Raw genomic sequence first — 16,677 nt, 5'->3', positions numbered from 1 at the left:
CTAGCCATGCGGCGCCGTTACGCCGTGGCGCGCGGCGCATCCGCGCGATGAGGCAGCGCGCGCGTAAAGTATGCGAGCGCGTTTGCAATTATTTCGTCCGTGCCGACGCAAGCGCTAATCAGCAAAGCGCGATGCGCGCATGCGACGACTGCATCGCGCGGCATAGGCCTTGCTCGCCTTTCAGTGATGGCAGCAGGGAACCGAAGGATCGCACCCGTCCTTTTTACTTCAGGGAGAACCCAGATGAGTAAGTATCCGAAGGCATGGCTGTTCGCGGCATGTGTGGTCGCCTCGGGCGCCGTCGCGTCGGGCGCCGCGTTCGCGCAGGCGGGCGGCGGTAACGGCAATAGCGGCGCCGGCGGCGGCAACGCGCATGGCGCGGCGACCGCAGCACCGACGGCGGGCAACGAGCCCGCGTCGAATGTCACGGGCAGCACCATGGGATCGACTTCGTCGATGAAACATCATCACAAGAAGTCGAAGGCAAACAAGCCGATGACCGATACGACGAATACGCCCGGCGCAGATGCCAGCAGCGATACGAAGGGACAGTAACGCTGGATCGATGCGGGCGCGGCCATGCACCTGTGCGTTCATCGTAACGCGCCGGCGCTATCGCGCTCCCCATCGAGGGAGAACATCGTGACGAAGAAAATTCATTATCAGGCGAACATCTGCGGCGGGGACTTCGCGCATGTTCGCGAGTGCTTCAGCAACTGGAAGGCCGAGACGCTCGTGTATCGTCGGCAACAGCCGATGTTCGAAGGCAAGCAGGAAGTGCGGCCGTTGACGGAGCGTGTGTTCGACAACGGTGAAGTCGCGCATAGCACGCTCGCGCGCGTATGTTCGCCAAACGATGCCTATGCGCTGGCGGCGGAGATACGCGACGGCGAACGCGACGTTTGGCTCGTGATGGCGGCGTTCGAGGAAGATGATTGAGCCGGGGTCGATTCAGCGCTGAGTCCGTCACTGGGCCGGCGGTTTCGGTTTGGATGCCATTTCCCGCGCAGCGCGCCGCGTACGCACGCGTGCCGTGGCTCGCAAATGTGCCGCGGCGCTTTTCTCTTTCGCGGCGGTGGCTTTCTTGCGCACGACGCGCGACTTTTTTAGCAGACTCGTCAACGAACCGTTGATACTGTCGTCGACCGACGACTCCCGCGTCTTGCGTCCTTTGGCACCGGATGCGCGCGCGAGTTTCGCCGCACGCTTTTCCGCCTGCGCGAGCAGCACCGCAAAGGCCACTTCATCTACCTTGAGTCCGCGGCGCGATTGGTCTGGCGCGAGGCTCTGCAACTCGTCGGCCTCGAACGCGCCGATGATCGCTGGGTGGATATAGCAGCGCCGGCAGACCGCGGGCGTATTGCGTAGCAGCGTCGCCACTTCTTTCACGATCGCGACGATATGACGACGCGCTTCGGCCGCGCTGCTGCACATCAAGCGGCGCAATGCCGCCAGCGCGTACACGCTGCCTGCCCACGTGCGGTAGTCCTTGGCGGTGAAGTCCGCGCCGCTTACGCGGCGCAGGTAGTCGTTGATATCCGTCGAGCCGACGCTGTGGCGCGTGCCGTCTTCGTCGAGATACTGGAACAGGTCGTGACCGGGCAGTTCCGCGCAACGTCGCACGATGCGCTTGATGTTCGGATTGTCCACTGTCACGTCGTGCTCGATGCCGCTCTTGCCGCGAAACTGGAAGCGCAATTGACCGGCCCTGATCTTCACGTGCTTCTTGCGCAACGTCGTCAATCCGTACGACTGGTTATCGCGCGCGTATTCTGCGCTGCCGATGCGGATCAGCGTCGTGTCGAGCAACTGCACGATGGCCGCGACGACCTTGTCGAGCGGCATGCCGGGCAGCTTCAGATCACGCGCCACGCGCGCGCGGATTTTGGGCAATGCGCGGCCGAACTCGGCCATCCGTTCGTACTTGTCGGCGTCGCGCGTTTCGCGCCAGTGGGGGTGATAGCGGTACTGCTTGCGGCCGCGCGCGTCGCGGCCGGTCGCCTGCAGATGACCGCGCGGATCGGGACAGATCCACACGTTTTCGTACGCGGGTGGAATCGCGAGCGAATTGATGCGTTTAATCTCGTCCTCATCGACGATGCGCTTGCCGTTGACGTCGAAATAGATGAAGCCGTTCCGGTCGCGCTTGCGTGTGTAGCCGGGCCTCGTGTCGTCGGCGTGGCGCAGTCCCGGCGGCATCGGTTGGGGTGCGGTGTTGCCGTTCGCGGTGGTCGGGCTGCGTGATGTGGAATGAGTCGCGGTAGCCATTGTTGCAGGTAGAAGTTTCAAGCCCGGTTCGAACCGGTTCGCCGAGTAGATGCGATGTGTGCCGTGTGATCGGCGGGGAGCAAGGGCGATGCCACTGGTAGGTGACAAGCGCACTGAGGCGGAACGGTCCTTGCGGAAAAGTCGACGTGACCAACCGGAAAAGGAGCTTTCATGAGCAGCACACTCAACCCCGATGAAGAGCCGCAACAGACCGTCAAGCAAACGTCCGGCACGACGGGCGCGCTGGGCCCCAGCGACTCGTCCGATAGCGGCAGCGACGTGGCGGGCGCGAAGCGTCACGATTTCGACGTCGATACGGAGCTCGACAATCACGCACTCGAAGCCGGCGACGCCGAACTCGGCAGCGATACCGATCGCTCAGGTACGGGCGAGCGCGCGTCGGCCGATGGCGATTCGACGTTGGAGATGGACCGCGATATCGACACCGACCACGTCGTCGATCCGCAAGTGCCGCCGGGCGCGGAACGCTCCGGCGAAGACGAAACCGACGTCTGACCACGACGCTTTTGCACACGCGGCTGCTCGAGCTGAACGGCGCAACCGCAGCGTCGGTGCAGCGCCAACGTAATGTCAGGCCGCTGAACACTGCCTCAAGCAGGCACGTTTTTTGCGAAACCACGCTTAGCGAAGGCGCTGACCTATGCACATGCATCACGGGCAAGTGCATGACCGCGGCGCCGCATGAAGGAGAGCACGCATGACTGATGCACTGAATGGCTACAAGGTAGCGGTACTCGCCGTAGATGGTTTCGAGCAGGCAGAACTCGTGGAGCCGAGACGCGCGCTCACCGAGGTGGGCGCGACGGTCCATGTGATCTCGGCGAAGCCGGGCAAGATCCAGGGCTTCAAACACGTCGACAAGGGCGATACCGTCGACGTCGATACGACCTTCGACAAGGCCAGTCCCGACGACTATGACGCGCTGGTGTTGCCGGGCGGCGTCGTGAACGGCGACGCGCTGCGACTGCTGCCGCAGGCGCAGGCGTTCGTCAAAGCGGTCGACAACGCGAAGAAGCCGATCGCGGTGATCTGTCACGGCACGTGGCTGCCGGTATCGGCGGGGATCATCAAGGGGCGCACGGTGACGAGCTGGCCTAGCCTGCAGGACGATATTCGCAACGCGGGCGGCACGTGGGTCGATCAGGAAGTGGTCGAGGACGGCAATCTCATTTCGAGCCGCAAACCCGACGACCTTCCCGCGTTCAACAAGACGCTGATCGGGCAACTGACGAGGCGCAAGGCGGCTTGATGGCAGGCGGCGCGTTGGCTTCGGAGCCTGCGCATCGGTGATTCGACAGGGAGAAAATGCATGAAATTCCGGTATTCCCTACAAGTGTTGACTGCCGCGCTGGCCGTGTTGGGCGTGAGCGCGGCATCGATCGACACGGCCTGCGCGCAGGCGAGCGATGCGCCCGCGAGCGCAGCGCCGACCGGCGGCACGACGCTGTCACCCGCGGATCAGCAGTTCGTGCTCGAAGCGTCGAAGTCGGACGCCACCGAAATCGCCGCTGGCAAGATTGCGCTGAAGAACTCCAACGATCCGCATGTCAGGACGTTCGCTCAACAGATGATCGCCGACCACACGAAGCTGTCGCACGCAATGGCCGGGCTGGTCGCGAAGAAGGGCTTCAAGCCGACGCCGTCCGCGGATTCCGCGCTGGTCGGCAAACTGCAGACGTTGAAGGGCACCGAGTTCGATCAGGCCTATGTCGAGCAGGTCGGCGTGGAAGCGCATCAGCGCGCGGTCGACCTGTTCCAGCAGCAAAGCGCGAGCGGCACCGACTCGCAACTGAAGGCCGCGGCCGCGCAAGCGCTGCCAACCATCAAGCATCACCTCGAGATGGCGCAGCAACTGGCCGGCAAATTGAAGGGCTCGTCATGAACGCGATCCTGCCGCGGCCTGCTTATGAGGACTCTCTGATGCAGATCACTTTCCCCGATGACGAAGCGGCCTTCGACGGCGCCAATCTGACCGTGCGCTTTCTTGCGCGCGTCGATGGCGAGCCAGTGGTTTGCGCGATCACTGCCGAGGCTCTGGAAGATCATTTCGGCGCGGAGTCCGCGCTTGAAGCGGCGCTGATGGCCGCTTTCGACAGAGGCTGTCAGCGCATCCGCTCGGTCTGCGCGGAAGCGCTCGACCAGAACAACGGAGAAAGCGTAGTGTTGCATAGCGGACTGTTCAGAGTGGAAGGCATGGAACCGGATCGCGGCGCCGCGGCGTAGCGCCGCTGCGTGTCGCATTGACGGGCGCGCAGCTTCCGACTCGCGCCACCGGCGACCGGATGGTCCGCGAACGGCAATTAACGATAAGGCGGCCGTATGTCACTCATCGTCGCGGCACGCTTCACGACTTTTCCCGCTGCGGAAAGCGCGGCGCAAAAACTGTTCGATGCGGGTTTCGTGGAAGCGGACGTCACACTGTTTTTCGTCAATCCGCGCGGCCAGCATGCGCGTTTCCCGAGCGGCGGCGACACCGATACCGACCCCGGCGCGCGAGAAGCGCCTAAAGGCGCGGGCATGGGCGTGACGATCGGCGCGGTGATTGGCGCGGTGATTGGCGTGGCGATCTTCGCGGTGTTTTCCGCGCCGCTGCTGGTGTCGCTGATCGCGGCCGGCGTCGGCGCGTATGTCGGCTCGCTGGTCGGCGCGATGTCGCGCACGAGGGAGCGCGGCAAATCGGACCATCGCGTGCCGTATCACGAGGAGGCGCGCGATTCGGGCGTGCTCGTCGCCGTGCACGTGTCGCCCGACAATCAGCTGGACGCCGCGCGCGTGCTGCATGAAGCGGGCGGCGTGTCGATCGAGAAGGCGACCGGCCGCTGGCAGCAGGGACGCTGGGCCGATTTCGATGCGCTGAAGACGCCCGAGCCGATCAAGGAATTCGCGGAGAAGCGCGCGTGATATGAGCGACGCGGCATACCAACAAAAAACGGCCCGATGACGATCATCGGGCCGTTTTTTTCCGTTTTCCGTTTTCCGTTTACCGCGCTGTTTCGACGTCGCGCTACACCCGCGGTGGCCGCGCATCGCGCGGCGGCTACGATCGTTCGAGCTGCCTTTCGCTATGCATCGGCTCGCACGAGGCCGGCGTGACGCCGTCATGCGCGCCGCCGCATGTCGACCTCGTTGCACGCGGATGGGCGGCTGTTGCGTCGCGCGATGCAGTGCCGGGCACGCGTGATGCGGGCTATCAAATGCAGCCCGCCGCGCGTCGAATCGATTCATCGCGAGGCACATAAAAAGCCCCGCGCGGCGGATTCCGCGGTGAACGAAACCCTTGGAGGTATTGAATGGCTACCAACGTTGTTTCCGTATTGAATGATCTGGTCGAAACGTCGAAGGATGGCGAAAAGGGCTTTATGAAGGCAGCCGAGGATGCGCACGACGACCAGCTGAAGATCCTGTTCCGCTCGAGTGCCGAGGACTGCTCGCGCGGTGCGCGTGAGTTGCAGGATGCCGTTCAGACCCTGGGCGGCAAGCCCGAGACCGGCGGCAGCATGAGCGGTGCGCTGCATCGCGGCTGGGTCGACGTGAAATCGGCGGTAGCGAATCGCAGCGACCATGCGATTCTTGCCGAGTGCGAAAAAGGCGAGGACGTCGCGAAGAAACGCTATCACGACGCGCTGGAAAAGGATTTGCCGGCGGACGTGCGGGCAATCGTCGAGCGGCAATACCAGGGCGTGCTGCAAACGCATGACCGCGTGCGCGATCTGCGCGACCAGTATGCGGCGATGAAGCGTTGATCGACGCGTCAGTGCAATAAGGAAGAGCCGGCTCTGCCAGCCGGCTCTGTTACGTTCTGTTCAGTCGAATCGGTGCGACCCGATCGCGCGGATATCAGTCAGCCGCGACCTTCAGATGGTTCTTCACGCTGGCCACGCCCTTCACGCTTTGCACGACATCTTCGGCGGCGGACTTGTCGTCGGCCGAAGGCACCGAACCCGTGAGCCACACGACGCCCTTGCGGGTCTTCACGTGGATATGCGTCGATTTGACGTTCTTGGCGGCAAGCAGATCAGCCTTGACCTTGGTCGTGATGGTGCCATCGTCGATATGCTGGCCGACGCTTTCCGACGCCGCGGGCGGGGCCGAAGCGCTGGTCTGGGCGTTCGCGTTCAGCGCGAACGCGACGACGGCGATGCTGCCTGCGGTCTTCAGAAGCTGGATCGTCTTCATGGTTCTCTCCATCAGGTGGTAATGAAAATGGCGGTCTTGTTGGCCGGTGGCCGATCGCGGCCGAAGCCGCTGATGAGACACGTGGGGTCGTCGCCGCTACGGTACCGTCAGGGGCCCGTTTCTCGACAGCGGACGCTGTGCTCGCATCCGCGCTCGATCGAGGCGTTTGCGAAGGGCGGCGTCCATCCACACACCGTTGCCCCGCAACCATCGTGCCTGCCGGCTGCGAGCCAATCCATGCCGCTCGCGAAAGCCGCACGCACCGGGGAGTTTCGACTGACGAATACGGTTGCAGTGCGGCCATGCGCGAGGCCGCCGGAGAGGTGAAGAAAGGGACCGGAAATTGCCTGCCGTTTGTAAAAACCGGCGCGCCCGGTCAGGGCAATTCATCCTCCTGAATAAACAAAGCGCAATCAAAACAGCGTCTTGCGCGATCTGGTACGGACGTTGCATTGGTCAGTGAACTCGGCTCATTGAGTCTGAGGCTACTAACGAACGGGATCACTCCAATGCCTTCAATCGAACTACGTACAAGGCAGTCTCTCGCACTGACGCCTCGTCTTCAGCAGTCGGTGCGGCTCTTGCAATTGTCGGCTCTCGAGTTCCAGCAGGAATTGCGCACGGCGCTCGATACCAATCCGTTCCTCGAATACGACTCATCCGAAGCGGAGGACGTCGCGCTCGCCGGCACGACGCCAGGCGAAGGTGAAGACGCCAGCGCGCCGCCCGCCGTCGATACGCTTGCCGCCGCCGAGCCGGACGGACTGCCGGCGGAAAGCGCCGGTAGCGATACGCTCGAAAGCGCGGGCCAGGACGACATGCCCGCCGATTTTTCCGGCGACTACGGTTCGCGCAACTCGACGCGCCAGAACGGCGACGCGGACGGCAGCGACCCGGCCGATTGGGCTCGCTCGCAACCCACGCTACGCGAGCAGTTGCATGACGCGTTGCGCCTGTACCGGCTAGACGACCGCGATCGCGCGGTGGCCCGTTTCATCATCGAGGCGCTCGACGACGACGGCTATCTGCGGCAGTCGCTGGCCGACCTGGCCGATAGCGTCGATCTGGAACCCACGCTGACCGAGGAAGAACTGCTGGTGGCGTTGCGCCTCGTGCAGGCGCTCGATCGTCCGGGGCTCGGCGCGCGTTCGCTATCGGAATGCCTCGCGCTGCAGATCAATGCGCTACCCGCCAATACGCCGGGACGTGACGTCGCGCGGCAGATCGCCGAGCATCATCTGGAAAGGCTCGCGCGCCGCGAGCAGGCCGAGTTGCAAAAACAGATCGGCTGCAGCGCGGAGGACTTGCGTGTGGCTTGCGCGTTGGTGCGCAAGCTCGATCCGAAGCCCGGCAATTGCTACGGCCGCACCGAGGATAACTATGTCGTGCCCGACGTGATCGTGCGTCAGGTGCGCAACAAGTGGGCCGTGTCGATCAATCCGGCGGTGCAGCCGCGGGCGCGAATCCATCGCATGTATGCGCAGCTGTTCGCGCAGTCGGCCGGCGCGAGCCGTTCGCCGCTCGCGCAGCAGCTGCAGGAGGCGCGCTGGCTGATCCGCAACGCGCAACAGCGCTTCGATACGATCCAGCGGGTTGCCGAATGCATCGTCGCGCATCAGAAGGCGTTCTTCCTGTACGGCGAGATCGCGCTGAAGCCGATGGTGCTGCGTGACGTGGCTGACGAGCTGGGCCTGCACGAATCCACGATCTCGCGCGCGACGGGCAACAAATATATGGCGACGCCGCGCGGCATCTTCGAGTTCAAGCATTTCTTCCCGCGCGAGCTCGGCACCGAAAGCGGCGGAACCTGCTCGGCCGCCGCGGTGCGCGCGCTGCTCAAGGAGATGATCGCCGCGGAAAACGCGCGCGATCCACTGTCGGACGTGACGCTCGCGAAGATGCTCGCGGATCAGGGCGTGCTGGTCGCGCGACGCACGGTGGCGAAATACCGGCATCTGATGAAGGTGCCGCCGGCTGAACTGCGCCGGCAGCTTTGACGCGCCGAAGTTCTAACGGGGGTTTGAAATAAAACCTGGCGGGGGTTTGAAGCAAAACAGTCATTCAAACCGTAGTACATTGCGCACAGGGTCATGCGAGGTTATCCGCTCGCATGACCCTTTTTCGTATCTGGACGTTTCGCCGGCGTGCCTTTACATTGGCGGGTCAATTGGAAAGCGATCGGCGGAACGGACCGCACAACAACGGGTGAGCGCAATGAAGTATTCGAATCTGGTCGAGCGACTGCAAGGGCGGCGCACGTCGGCGTGGGAAATTCATCGGGTCGCGCAGCAGGCGGCTGCCAGGGGAGAAGACGTGATCGTGCTGAGCGTCGGCGATCCCGAATTCTCGACGCCCGCGCCGATCGTCGAGCGCGCCATCGATGCGTTGCGGGCCGGCGATACGCACTATACGGCGATGGCCGGTCGCGAGCCGCTGCGCGCCGCGATCGCCGCCGAGCACGCGCGCACGACGGGCTGCGACGTGAGCGCCACCAACGTGGTGCTGACCGCCGGCGCGCAAAACGGCGTGTTCGCGGTGTCGCTGTGCCTGCTCGAAGCGGGCGACGAAGTGATCGTTCCCGAGCCGATGTATCTGACCTACGAGGCCTGCGTGCGCGCGGCGGGTGCGACGCTCGTCGCGGTGCCGGTCGATTCGGCGCGCGCGTTTCACGTCGACTGCGACGCGCTCGAAGCGGCGATCACGCCGCGCACGAAGGCGATTTTCTTCGCGACGCCGTGCAATCCGACCGGCGTGGTGATGCAGCGCGCCGATCTCGAACGCATCGCGCGGCTCGCGTGCGAGCACGACCTGTGGGTGCTGTCCGACGAGGTGTATGCGGAACTCACGTTCGAACGCGATCACGTGAGCATTGCGTCGCTGTCCGGCATGGCGGAGCGCACGGTCACGCTCGGAAGCCTGTCGAAGTCCCATGCGATGGCGGGGTGGCGTGTCGGCTGGACAATCGGGCCCGCGACGCTGATCGAGCACATGACGCGGCTCGCGCTCGCCATGCTGTACGGCCTGCCGGGTTTCATCCAGCAGGCCGCGTTGACGGCTTTGGAGAACAGGGCGGAGATCGTCGCCGATATTCGCGAGATCTACCGGCGGCGGCGCGACGTCGTGTTCGAGCGCTTGCATCGTGTGCCGGGCTTGCGGTGCCTGTTGCCCGAAGCGGGCATGTTCATGATGGTCGACGTCAGCGGGACCGGGCTCGATACGACCGAGTTCACATGGCAGCTGTTTCGCGCACAAGGCGTGGCCGTGCTCGACGCGAGTGCGTTCGGGGAGACGGCGAACGGCTTCGTGAGGTTAGGGCTGGTGGTGGGCGAGGCTCGATTGATCGAGGCGTGCGAGAGGATCGCGCGGTTCGTGGAAGGGGGGCGGGACTGAGAGGGCGGTGGGTTGCAGATTGCGACGATCCGGTCGGTGGGCACCACGGCCGGCCGAAGGTGGCTGGGCAGTGCGTTCGGCGCGGCTTACTTTTTCCTGCGCACGAATTTCAAGCCGAAGCGCACCAGCCGAGGCATCGTTTCGGGGCGCAACAACCGTGGGTCATACCCCGCGAATCGACGTTCGTTTTCCTGAAGACACAGTTGCATCAATTCGGGCACGCTGATATCGATATCCGTTACCGACTGCGCGCCGTTTACCGTGAAGTTGTTATCGTGCTCGTGGACGTTGCCCTCAGCATCCATCGCACGTGCGAGCCCAATGCGCTCCCACACCAGAAACGCCCACACACCCGCCACCTTGAGCTCGAAGCGGATGCGCTGCCACCATGAAAGCTGCGCGCGATGCCACGCGACCCAGTTCGCGAACAGCAGAATATGGCGGCACTCTTCCTGCATCACCGGCTCGAATGTCTCGGTCAGTGCCGGCGGGAACAGGCCCGAGCGCCGCGCCACCTCGAACAGGCCGAACGCGAAGAAGCTGTCGATACATTCGCTATAGCCGGTCACGAGGTAAGCCCGTTCCGTGTCTTTCGGATAGACGTACGACGGCTCGGTCGCGAGCGCGATGCCATACGCATGCACCATGCGCGACAGCACTTCCTTATGGCGGTTCTCTTCCCACGCGTTCAGCGCAAGTGCGTCGCGCAGGTCCGGGGTGTCGAGCGTGGCCGCGTAGGCGGCCATGCGCAGGCGCGCCCTGCCTTCGGTTTGCACGGCGATGTCCCAGATCGGCAAATCGACGATGCGCTTGAGCGTCGCGGCTTCGAGGTGCGGCCACGCGAGCACGGCCGGCCGATACGGATTGAAGGTCTCGCGAAACATGCGGCACATTTCCTGCCGGTGCACGTCGGAGCCGGGCGGCAGCGGGCCGCTGACGGTGCTAGTCCAGTGCCGCATCGCGTGGTCGGCGGCGTCGAGGGTCGAGGGGTCGGGCTGCTCGTGCGGCAGTTGCGGCGCGCGAAAGCCGGGGATCAGCGCGGCAGCGTCGAATGCATCCAGTACCAGTTGGTCCATTGGGTATTCTCGACAAGGCGACGAAGGCGCTGTCGATTCTGCCATGACTGCGCAGTTCTGCGCCACGTCGAGCAAAAAGCGCTTTGTAATGTTCGGCGCTCTGTGACGCCGACGGTTGACGCCGCGCAAACTTGCGTCAAGAATCGAGCGCCGGGTGTGCTCCCGAACCCGGCCAGCCCGATTCCAGCGCGTTTCGACCCGTCGCGGAAAACTTCATGATCCATCGCTTCTCTTCTTCATTGCGCCGCTTGCTGACAGCCGGATTACCGGCCGCCGCGCTGACGGTGACGCTTTCTGTCGCTGGTGTGATGCAGTTCGGCGAACGGTGCATGGCAGCCGAACAGGCCGATGCGTCGAGCACCTCGGAAAGCACGGCAACGGGGGAAAGCACGGACGCCGCCGCATTCGCGCCGATCGCACCACGCCAGGGGCCGGAGGCGAACGCGTCGCCGGTCGGCGAATCGAGCGAGCCGCACGCGATGACGGCTCGCCCGAACGGCGAGCCGCGCAAGCGGACGGCGGCGCGTGGCGACACGCAGGCTGCATCGAATGCACCGGACTCGGCCGACGCGACGGCAACGCCTCGCAACGACAGGGCTTCGACGCCCGCGATTCCCGTGCCGCCCGAAACCACCAGCGTCACCACGCATTCGCTTCGTCTGAACGGTCGCAAGCTGGACTACACGGCGAGCGCGGGCAATCTGTTGCTGCACGACAAGACCGGCGCGCCCAACGCGAGCGTGTTCTATGTCGCGTACACGGTGCCGAGCAGGACGCCTGCGACGCGTCCGATCACCTTTCTGTTCAACGGCGGCCCAGGCGCCGGCAGCGTATTCCTGATGATGGGCTCGGTCGGCCCGAAACGCGTGCGCACCGCGAGCCCGGCGAGCACGCCGCCCGCGCCGTACACGCTCGACGACAACCCCGACAGCCTGCTCGACACCAGCGACCTCGTGTTCATCGACGCGGTCGGCGCGGGCCTGTCGAGACCGGTCGGGCATGGCTCGGGCAAGGACTTCTGGGGCGTCGATCAGGACGTCCGTGCGTTTGCGCAATTCATCGACCGTTATCTGACGGTGAATCAGCGCTGGAATTCGCCGAAGTACCTGCTCGGCGAATCGTATGGCACCGCGCGCGCCGCGATGCTCGCTTATCAGTTGGGGCAGAACAATCTCGCGCTGAACGGCGTGATCCTGCTGTCGTCGGTGCTCAATTCCGCGGCGTTCGCGCCTGGCAACGATTTCAAGAGCGAGAGTTATCTGCCGAGTTTCGCGGCGATCGCGTGGTATCACGACAAGGTCACGCCGAAGCCCGCGAGCCTGCCGGCCTTTCTCGACGAAGCACGCGCGTTCGCCCGCGGACCCTATGCGCAGGCGCTCGAACAGGGCGATGCGCTGCCCGACGATCAGCGCGACGCGATCGCCGCGCGCATCGCGTACTTCACCGGATTGGACGTGGGTTTCGTGAAGCGTAACCGTCTGCGTCTTTATCCGTCGCGTTTTCGAAACGAGTTGCTGCGCAACGAGTCGCGCAGCGTGGGCCGCTACGATGCGCGTTTCGAAGGCCTGAACTACGACGATGCATCGGAGGATCCGGACTTCGATGCGTCGGTGAGCAGCGTGTCGAATGCGTTCAATGCGGCGCTTCATCAGCATCTGTCGGACGACCTGCACTACACGCCAACCGACCGTTACCTGGTGTTCAGCGACGACGCGTTGAAGCAATGGGACTGGAAACATCGCGAATGGTGGGGCGAACGGCTGGAGCTGCCTTACGCGGGCGGCGATCTGGCCGAAGCGATGCGGCAGAATCCGCAGTTGCGGGTGTTATCGCTGAACGGCTACTTCGATCTCGCCACGCCGTTCTATGCGACCGAATATGCGCTCGCGCATCTCGGCCTCGATCGGTCGCTGCGCGAGAACGTGCGCATCGCCTACTATCCGACCGGCCATATGGTGTATCTCGACGATGCCGCGCTGCACGCGATGAAGCGTGACCTCGTGAGCTTTTATACGGAGCAGCCGCGTTGAGATCGGCGAATCGTCGCATGGTGTCGAACGGTATAATTCCCCGCACCGTGGAGTAGCCGCGCGCTCTGTCAATCGGCTTCATCGTTCGCCGCTTATGCCATTCACCCCGATTCCGTCCTTCGCGCGCAAGCGCATTTCCGACGTGGTGTCCGACCAGATCAAGCAACTGATCTCGGAGGGCACGCTCATGCCCGGCGACCGTCTGCCGGCCGAGCGCGATCTCGCGGCGCAGCTCGGCGTGTCGCGACCATCGCTGCGCGAAGCGCTGATCCGGCTGGAGGCGGACGGTTACATCGAAACGTCGGGGCGCGGCGGTTTCACGGTGGTCGACGTGACCGCGCCCATCATCTCGAAGCCGCTTGCCGAACTGTTGCTGCAGAATCCGCGCACCAGTGCCGACATTCTGGAGTTGCGCCAGGGGCTCGAAGCGATTTCGACGGTCTATGCCGCGCAGCGCGCAACCGCCACCGATCTGAAGAAAATCCGCGTGGCGTTCGAGGCGTTGAAGGCCGCGTCGCTGTCGCGCGATCGCGCGAATCTCGCCGAACTCGATGCCGCGTTTCATCTCGCGATCGCCGACTCCACGCACAATGTCGCGCTGGCGCATGTGATGCACGGCATTCATACGCTGATTCGCGAGGGCATGCGCCAGTATCATCGGTTGATCGATTACGACGATGCGATGGAAAAGCAGTTGATGAGCCAGCACCAGGCGATTTACGACGCGGTCGTCGCACGCGATGCGCCCAAGGCACGCAAGGCCGCCGAGCGGCATCTGGCGTTCGTGCGAGAGATTTACAAGGACGATGCGACGAAGCCGTTGGCCGCGGTGATTTCCTGATTCCCTGATTTCAAGGCCCGCGCCGTCCGAATTGACACCGCCAACGGACTTTTTTATAGTCTTGGTCAGACCAACATGACCAAGACGGCCAGACAGGCCACACCGGTCAACAGACATCGTTCCCGCCGCTTTTCTGAAGAGCCTATGAAAGTCGCGCTGTTTATCCCGTGCTTTATCGACGCGTTCTATCCCGAGGTCGGTATCGCGACGCTCGAACTGCTCGAACGTTTCGGCATCGAGGTCGACTATCCGCAGCAGCAGACCTGCTGCGGCCAGCCGATGGCCAATAGCGGCGCGCATGCGGACGCCGCCGCCACGGAGCGACTATTCGCGCGCAACTTCGCGGGTTACGACTACATCGTCGGGCCGTCCGCGAGTTGCATTCACCACGTGCGCGAACATCTGACCGCGCTCGAGCAGACCGACGAAGTGAAGAAAGTACGCGCAGGCGCTTACGAATTGGTCGAGTTTCTGCACGACGTGATCGGCGCGCGCGAATTTCCGTGGGCCGAGTTTCCGCATCGCGTCGGTCTACACACCAGTTGCAGCGCACTGCGTCATCTGAAGCAGGCGTCGGCGTCGGAAATCGCCGGCACGCCGTTTTCGAAGCCGCGCGCGTTGCTCGAAGGCGTGAAGGGCGTCGAGTTCGTCAAGCCGGCGAGGCCCGACGAATGTTGCGGTTTTGGCGGCACGTTCTCGGTCACCGAAGAGGCGGTGTCGGTGCGCATGGGGCAGGACAAGGTGCGCGACCATCTGAACGCGGGCGCCGAGTACATCGTTTCGGGCGACATGTCGTGCCTGATGCACCAGCAGGGTTGCGCGGAACGCATGAAAGCCGACACGCGCTTCATTCATATCGCGCAGGTTCTCAATGGAGCACGCGCATGAGCGGCGACCATCACCGCATCGATCACGCCAAAGCCGCGGGTTCTTTCATCAGCAAGACCGAGCATGTCGCGTTTCACGACAAGCGTCTGTGGGACCTGCGCGAGAAGCGCGACGCGCAGGCGCACGGCATTGCCGAATGGGAAACGTTGCGCTCGCTGGCGTCGGGCATCAAGGAACACACGCTGTCGCATCTGGCCGACTACCTGGAGCAGTTCGCGGCGGCGGCCGAGGCCAATGGCGTGGTCGTGCATTGGGCAGCGAGCGCGGAAGAGCACAACGCGATCGTCCACAAGCTGATGTCCGGGCGCGGCATGACGACGCTCGTGAAGAGCAAGTCGATGCTGACCGACGAATGCCGGATGCGCGAGTATCTCGAACCGCGCGGCATTACCGTGATGGAAACGGACCTCGGCGAGCGCATCCAGCAGCTCGATCACCAGGACCCGAGTCATATGGTCGTGCCGGCCGTGCACAAGCTGCGCGCGGATGTGGCCGAGCTGTTCGGCCGGACCATCGGCACCGATCCGAGCAATAGTGATATCCACTATCTGGCCGAAAGCCAGCGCATGAATACGCGGCCGTATTTCGTGCGCGAGAAAACGGCTGGCATGACCGGCTGCAATTTCGCGGTGGCGGAAACGGGCACGGTCGTCGTCTGCACGAACGAAGGCAATGCCGATCTTTCGGCGAACGTGCCGCCGCTGCATATCGCATCGATCGGAATCGAGAAGCTGATACCGAAGGTGTCGGATCTCGGCGTGTTCGTGCGCATGCTGTCGCGCAGCGCATTGGGTTCGCCGATCACGCAGTACACGTCGCATTTTCGTGCGCCGCGGCCAGGCACCGAGATGCATTTCATCCTCGTCGATCATGGCCGCTCCGAACGGCTCGCGATGGAGGACTTCTGGTACTCGCTCAAATGCATACGCTGCGGCGCGTGCATGAATACGTGTCCGGTCTATCGACGCAGCGGCGGCCTGTCGTATGGCGGCACCTATTCGGGGCCGATCGGCGCGATCATCAATCCGACGTTCGATCTGAAACGCTATAGCGCGTTGCCGTTCGCATCGACACTCAATGGCAGTTGCACGAATGTGTGTCCGGTGAAGATCAACATTCACGAGCAGATCTATAAGTGGCGCGCGGTGATCGCCGAGCAGCACGAAGTGCCGTTCGTGAAGCAGGAGGTCCTGAAGATGGCGGGGCGTCTGCTATCGAGTCCGACCTTGTATCGCGCGACGGTGTCGTCGATGGGCAGCGCGTTGCGGCGGCTGCCGAATTTCGTGCTGTACAACCCTCTGAATATCTGGGGCCGGCAGCGCGAATTGCCCGAGGCGCCGAAGATGACTTTTCATGCATGGTACAAAAAGAATCGCGGAGGCGGCGATGACAACGCGTGAGGCTTTTCTCGCCAAGGTGCGCGCCGCGCAACCGGCCGCGCGGCCGCGTCCCGACGTGCCGCTGTTCGATGCGGTTGGCGGCGATCTGCGGGCGCGCTTCACGGCGGCGTTGCAAACGATGGGCGGCACTTGCGTCGAAGCGGCCAGCGCGAGCGACGTCAGCGATCTGATTCGCGAGCGTTTTGGCGCGACGGCATCGATCGCATCGGCGTGCGCCGAAGTGCCGGGCACGCGCGTGATCGGCGCGGATACGGACCCCGCATCGCTGCAGGACGTCGACGTCGGTTTGGTCCGTGCGCGCTTTGGCGTCGCCGAAACCGGCTCGGTGTGGTTTAGCGAGCGCGAATATGTGGTCAATGCATTGGGCTACATCGTCCAGCATCTGGTCGTGCTGCTCGATCCGGCGCAATTGCTCGATGGACTGCAAGACGTCTATCGTCGCGACGATTTCCGCAGGGCGCGCTACGCGGCGGTCGTTACCGGCCCTTCGGCCACCGCCGATATCGAGGGCGTACTGATTCGCGGCGCGCAGGGCGTGCGCTCGCTGACGGTCGTGTGGCTCGCGGGCTGATGCGCGGCGGTCGCAG

At 63.8% G+C, this 16,677-nt stretch carries 18 protein-coding genes; 15 read left to right on the top strand and 3 right to left on the bottom strand.

Translation table 11 applies throughout. The features are described from left to right. Positions 1–243: 243 nt before the first annotated feature. Positions 244–555, top strand: coding sequence for a hypothetical protein (locus tag OKW41_RS12185; protein WP_429572637.1), 312 nt, complete (start codon positions 244–246; stop codon positions 553–555). An 87-nt stretch (positions 556–642) separates the two neighbouring features. Continuing rightward, positions 643–939, top strand: a complete 297-nt coding sequence (locus OKW41_RS12180; RefSeq protein WP_429572636.1) for a hypothetical protein — start codon at positions 643–645, stop codon at positions 937–939. Between the two features lie 27 nt (positions 940–966). On the opposite strand, the gene OKW41_RS12175 is transcribed toward OKW41_RS12180, so the two are convergent. After that, positions 967–2,268: a DNA topoisomerase IB gene (locus tag OKW41_RS12175; RefSeq protein ID WP_429572635.1), complete on the bottom strand. Its 1,302-nt coding sequence runs from the start codon at positions 2,266–2,268 to the stop codon at positions 967–969. 171 nt (positions 2,269–2,439) lie between these two features. Between OKW41_RS12175 and OKW41_RS12170 the strand changes: the two genes are divergently transcribed. The 6 genes from OKW41_RS12170 (at position 2,440) to OKW41_RS12145 (ending at position 6,032) form a co-directional block, all read left to right on the top strand. Then, positions 2,440–2,784, top strand: a complete 345-nt coding sequence (locus OKW41_RS12170; RefSeq protein WP_429572634.1) for a chemotaxis protein — start codon at positions 2,440–2,442, stop codon at positions 2,782–2,784. Positions 2,785–2,986: 202 nt separating this feature from the next. Next, entirely contained in the window at positions 2,987–3,538 is a 552-nt protein-coding gene (locus OKW41_RS12165; protein ID WP_429572633.1) for a type 1 glutamine amidotransferase domain-containing protein, read from the top strand. A gap of 60 nt (positions 3,539–3,598) precedes the next feature. After that, complete coding sequence (locus OKW41_RS12160) at positions 3,599–4,171, top strand: DUF4142 domain-containing protein (RefSeq protein WP_429572632.1); 573 nt, start codon at positions 3,599–3,601, stop codon at positions 4,169–4,171. Then, positions 4,168–4,512 (top strand): DUF1488 domain-containing protein, encoded by a 345-nt coding sequence (locus OKW41_RS12155; RefSeq protein ID WP_429572631.1) that lies wholly within the window; start codon positions 4,168–4,170, stop codon positions 4,510–4,512. The genes OKW41_RS12160 and OKW41_RS12155 overlap by 4 nt, the downstream gene beginning before the upstream one ends. Positions 4,513–4,608: 96 nt before the next feature. Further along, a complete protein-coding gene (locus OKW41_RS12150; protein WP_429572630.1) occupies positions 4,609–5,190 on the top strand; it encodes a hypothetical protein in 582 nt (193 codons plus the stop codon). A 389-nt stretch (positions 5,191–5,579) separates the two neighbouring features. After that, the gene (locus OKW41_RS12145; RefSeq protein ID WP_429443692.1) at positions 5,580–6,032 is read left to right on the top strand and encodes a PA2169 family four-helix-bundle protein; all 453 of its coding nucleotides are present in this window, start codon (positions 5,580–5,582) and stop codon (positions 6,030–6,032) included. A 94-nt stretch (positions 6,033–6,126) separates the two neighbouring features. On the opposite strand, the gene OKW41_RS12140 is transcribed toward OKW41_RS12145, so the two are convergent. Further along, a complete protein-coding gene (locus OKW41_RS12140; RefSeq protein ID WP_429443691.1) occupies positions 6,127–6,465 on the bottom strand; it encodes a BON domain-containing protein in 339 nt (112 codons plus the stop codon). A gap of 509 nt (positions 6,466–6,974) precedes the next feature. Here OKW41_RS12140 and OKW41_RS12135 point away from each other — a divergent pair. Together OKW41_RS12135 and OKW41_RS12130 are read left to right on the top strand one after the other, a co-directional pair. Then, complete coding sequence (locus OKW41_RS12135; RefSeq protein WP_429443690.1) at positions 6,975–8,462, top strand: RNA polymerase factor sigma-54; 1,488 nt, start codon at positions 6,975–6,977, stop codon at positions 8,460–8,462. Between the two features lie 217 nt (positions 8,463–8,679). Further along, positions 8,680–9,855: a pyridoxal phosphate-dependent aminotransferase gene (locus OKW41_RS12130; RefSeq protein ID WP_429572629.1), complete on the top strand. Its 1,176-nt coding sequence runs from the start codon at positions 8,680–8,682 to the stop codon at positions 9,853–9,855. 86 nt (positions 9,856–9,941) lie between these two features. On the opposite strand, the gene OKW41_RS12125 is transcribed toward OKW41_RS12130, so the two are convergent. After that, a complete protein-coding gene (locus OKW41_RS12125; RefSeq protein WP_429572628.1) occupies positions 9,942–10,931 on the bottom strand; it encodes a ferritin-like domain-containing protein in 990 nt (329 codons plus the stop codon). A 215-nt stretch (positions 10,932–11,146) separates the two neighbouring features. On the opposite strand from OKW41_RS12125, the gene OKW41_RS12120 reads away from it, so the two are divergent. From OKW41_RS12120 to OKW41_RS12100, 5 genes are all read left to right on the top strand, one after another. Next, positions 11,147–12,961, top strand: a complete 1,815-nt coding sequence (locus tag OKW41_RS12120) for a S10 family peptidase (RefSeq protein ID WP_429572627.1) — start codon at positions 11,147–11,149, stop codon at positions 12,959–12,961. A gap of 94 nt (positions 12,962–13,055) precedes the next feature. Beyond that, positions 13,056–13,802: a FadR/GntR family transcriptional regulator gene (locus OKW41_RS12115; protein WP_429572626.1), complete on the top strand. Its 747-nt coding sequence runs from the start codon at positions 13,056–13,058 to the stop codon at positions 13,800–13,802. Between the two features lie 144 nt (positions 13,803–13,946). Continuing rightward, a complete protein-coding gene (locus OKW41_RS12110; RefSeq protein WP_429572625.1) occupies positions 13,947–14,690 on the top strand; it encodes a (Fe-S)-binding protein in 744 nt (247 codons plus the stop codon). Beyond that, positions 14,687–16,090: a lactate utilization protein B gene (locus OKW41_RS12105; RefSeq protein WP_429443684.1), complete on the top strand. Its 1,404-nt coding sequence runs from the start codon at positions 14,687–14,689 to the stop codon at positions 16,088–16,090. Before OKW41_RS12110 ends, OKW41_RS12105 begins: the two co-directional genes overlap by 4 nt. Further along, positions 16,077–16,661: a LutC/YkgG family protein gene (locus tag OKW41_RS12100; RefSeq protein ID WP_429572624.1), complete on the top strand. Its 585-nt coding sequence runs from the start codon at positions 16,077–16,079 to the stop codon at positions 16,659–16,661. Before OKW41_RS12105 ends, OKW41_RS12100 begins: the two co-directional genes overlap by 14 nt. Positions 16,662–16,677 lie beyond the last annotated feature (16 nt).

Origin of the sequence: Paraburkholderia sp. UCT70 (assembly GCF_050434085.1) — a bacterium.
Taxonomy (GTDB): Bacteria; Pseudomonadota; Gammaproteobacteria; order Burkholderiales; family Burkholderiaceae; genus Paraburkholderia; species Paraburkholderia tuberum.
This window is presented reverse-complemented; position numbering and strand designations above follow the sequence as displayed.

Excerpts from the sequence above, each read along its gene's own strand:
- OKW41_RS12185 (WP_429572637.1), top strand. The coding sequence starts at position 244 with ATGAGTAAGTATCCGAAGGCATGGCTGTTCGCGGCATGTGTGGTCGCC.
- OKW41_RS12175 (WP_429572635.1), bottom strand. The coding sequence starts at position 2,268 with ATGGCTACCGCGACTCATTCCACATCACGCAGCCCGACCACCGCGAAC.
- OKW41_RS12170 (WP_429572634.1), top strand. The coding sequence starts at position 2,440 with ATGAGCAGCACACTCAACCCCGATGAAGAGCCGCAACAGACCGTCAAG.
- OKW41_RS12165 (WP_429572633.1), top strand. The coding sequence starts at position 2,987 with ATGACTGATGCACTGAATGGCTACAAGGTAGCGGTACTCGCCGTAGAT.
- OKW41_RS12160 (WP_429572632.1), top strand. The coding sequence starts at position 3,599 with ATGAAATTCCGGTATTCCCTACAAGTGTTGACTGCCGCGCTGGCCGTG.
- OKW41_RS12155 (WP_429572631.1), top strand. The coding sequence starts at position 4,168 with ATGAACGCGATCCTGCCGCGGCCTGCTTATGAGGACTCTCTGATGCAG.
- OKW41_RS12150 (WP_429572630.1), top strand. The coding sequence starts at position 4,609 with ATGTCACTCATCGTCGCGGCACGCTTCACGACTTTTCCCGCTGCGGAA.
- OKW41_RS12145 (WP_429443692.1), top strand. The coding sequence starts at position 5,580 with ATGGCTACCAACGTTGTTTCCGTATTGAATGATCTGGTCGAAACGTCG.
- OKW41_RS12140 (WP_429443691.1), bottom strand. The coding sequence starts at position 6,465 with ATGAAGACGATCCAGCTTCTGAAGACCGCAGGCAGCATCGCCGTCGTC.
- OKW41_RS12135 (WP_429443690.1), top strand. The coding sequence starts at position 6,975 with ATGCCTTCAATCGAACTACGTACAAGGCAGTCTCTCGCACTGACGCCT.
- OKW41_RS12130 (WP_429572629.1), top strand. The coding sequence starts at position 8,680 with ATGAAGTATTCGAATCTGGTCGAGCGACTGCAAGGGCGGCGCACGTCG.
- OKW41_RS12125 (WP_429572628.1), bottom strand. The coding sequence starts at position 10,931 with ATGGACCAACTGGTACTGGATGCATTCGACGCTGCCGCGCTGATCCCC.
- OKW41_RS12120 (WP_429572627.1), top strand. The coding sequence starts at position 11,147 with ATGATCCATCGCTTCTCTTCTTCATTGCGCCGCTTGCTGACAGCCGGA.
- OKW41_RS12115 (WP_429572626.1), top strand. The coding sequence starts at position 13,056 with ATGCCATTCACCCCGATTCCGTCCTTCGCGCGCAAGCGCATTTCCGAC.
- OKW41_RS12110 (WP_429572625.1), top strand. The coding sequence starts at position 13,947 with ATGAAAGTCGCGCTGTTTATCCCGTGCTTTATCGACGCGTTCTATCCC.
- OKW41_RS12105 (WP_429443684.1), top strand. The coding sequence starts at position 14,687 with ATGAGCGGCGACCATCACCGCATCGATCACGCCAAAGCCGCGGGTTCT.
- OKW41_RS12100 (WP_429572624.1), top strand. The coding sequence starts at position 16,077 with ATGACAACGCGTGAGGCTTTTCTCGCCAAGGTGCGCGCCGCGCAACCG.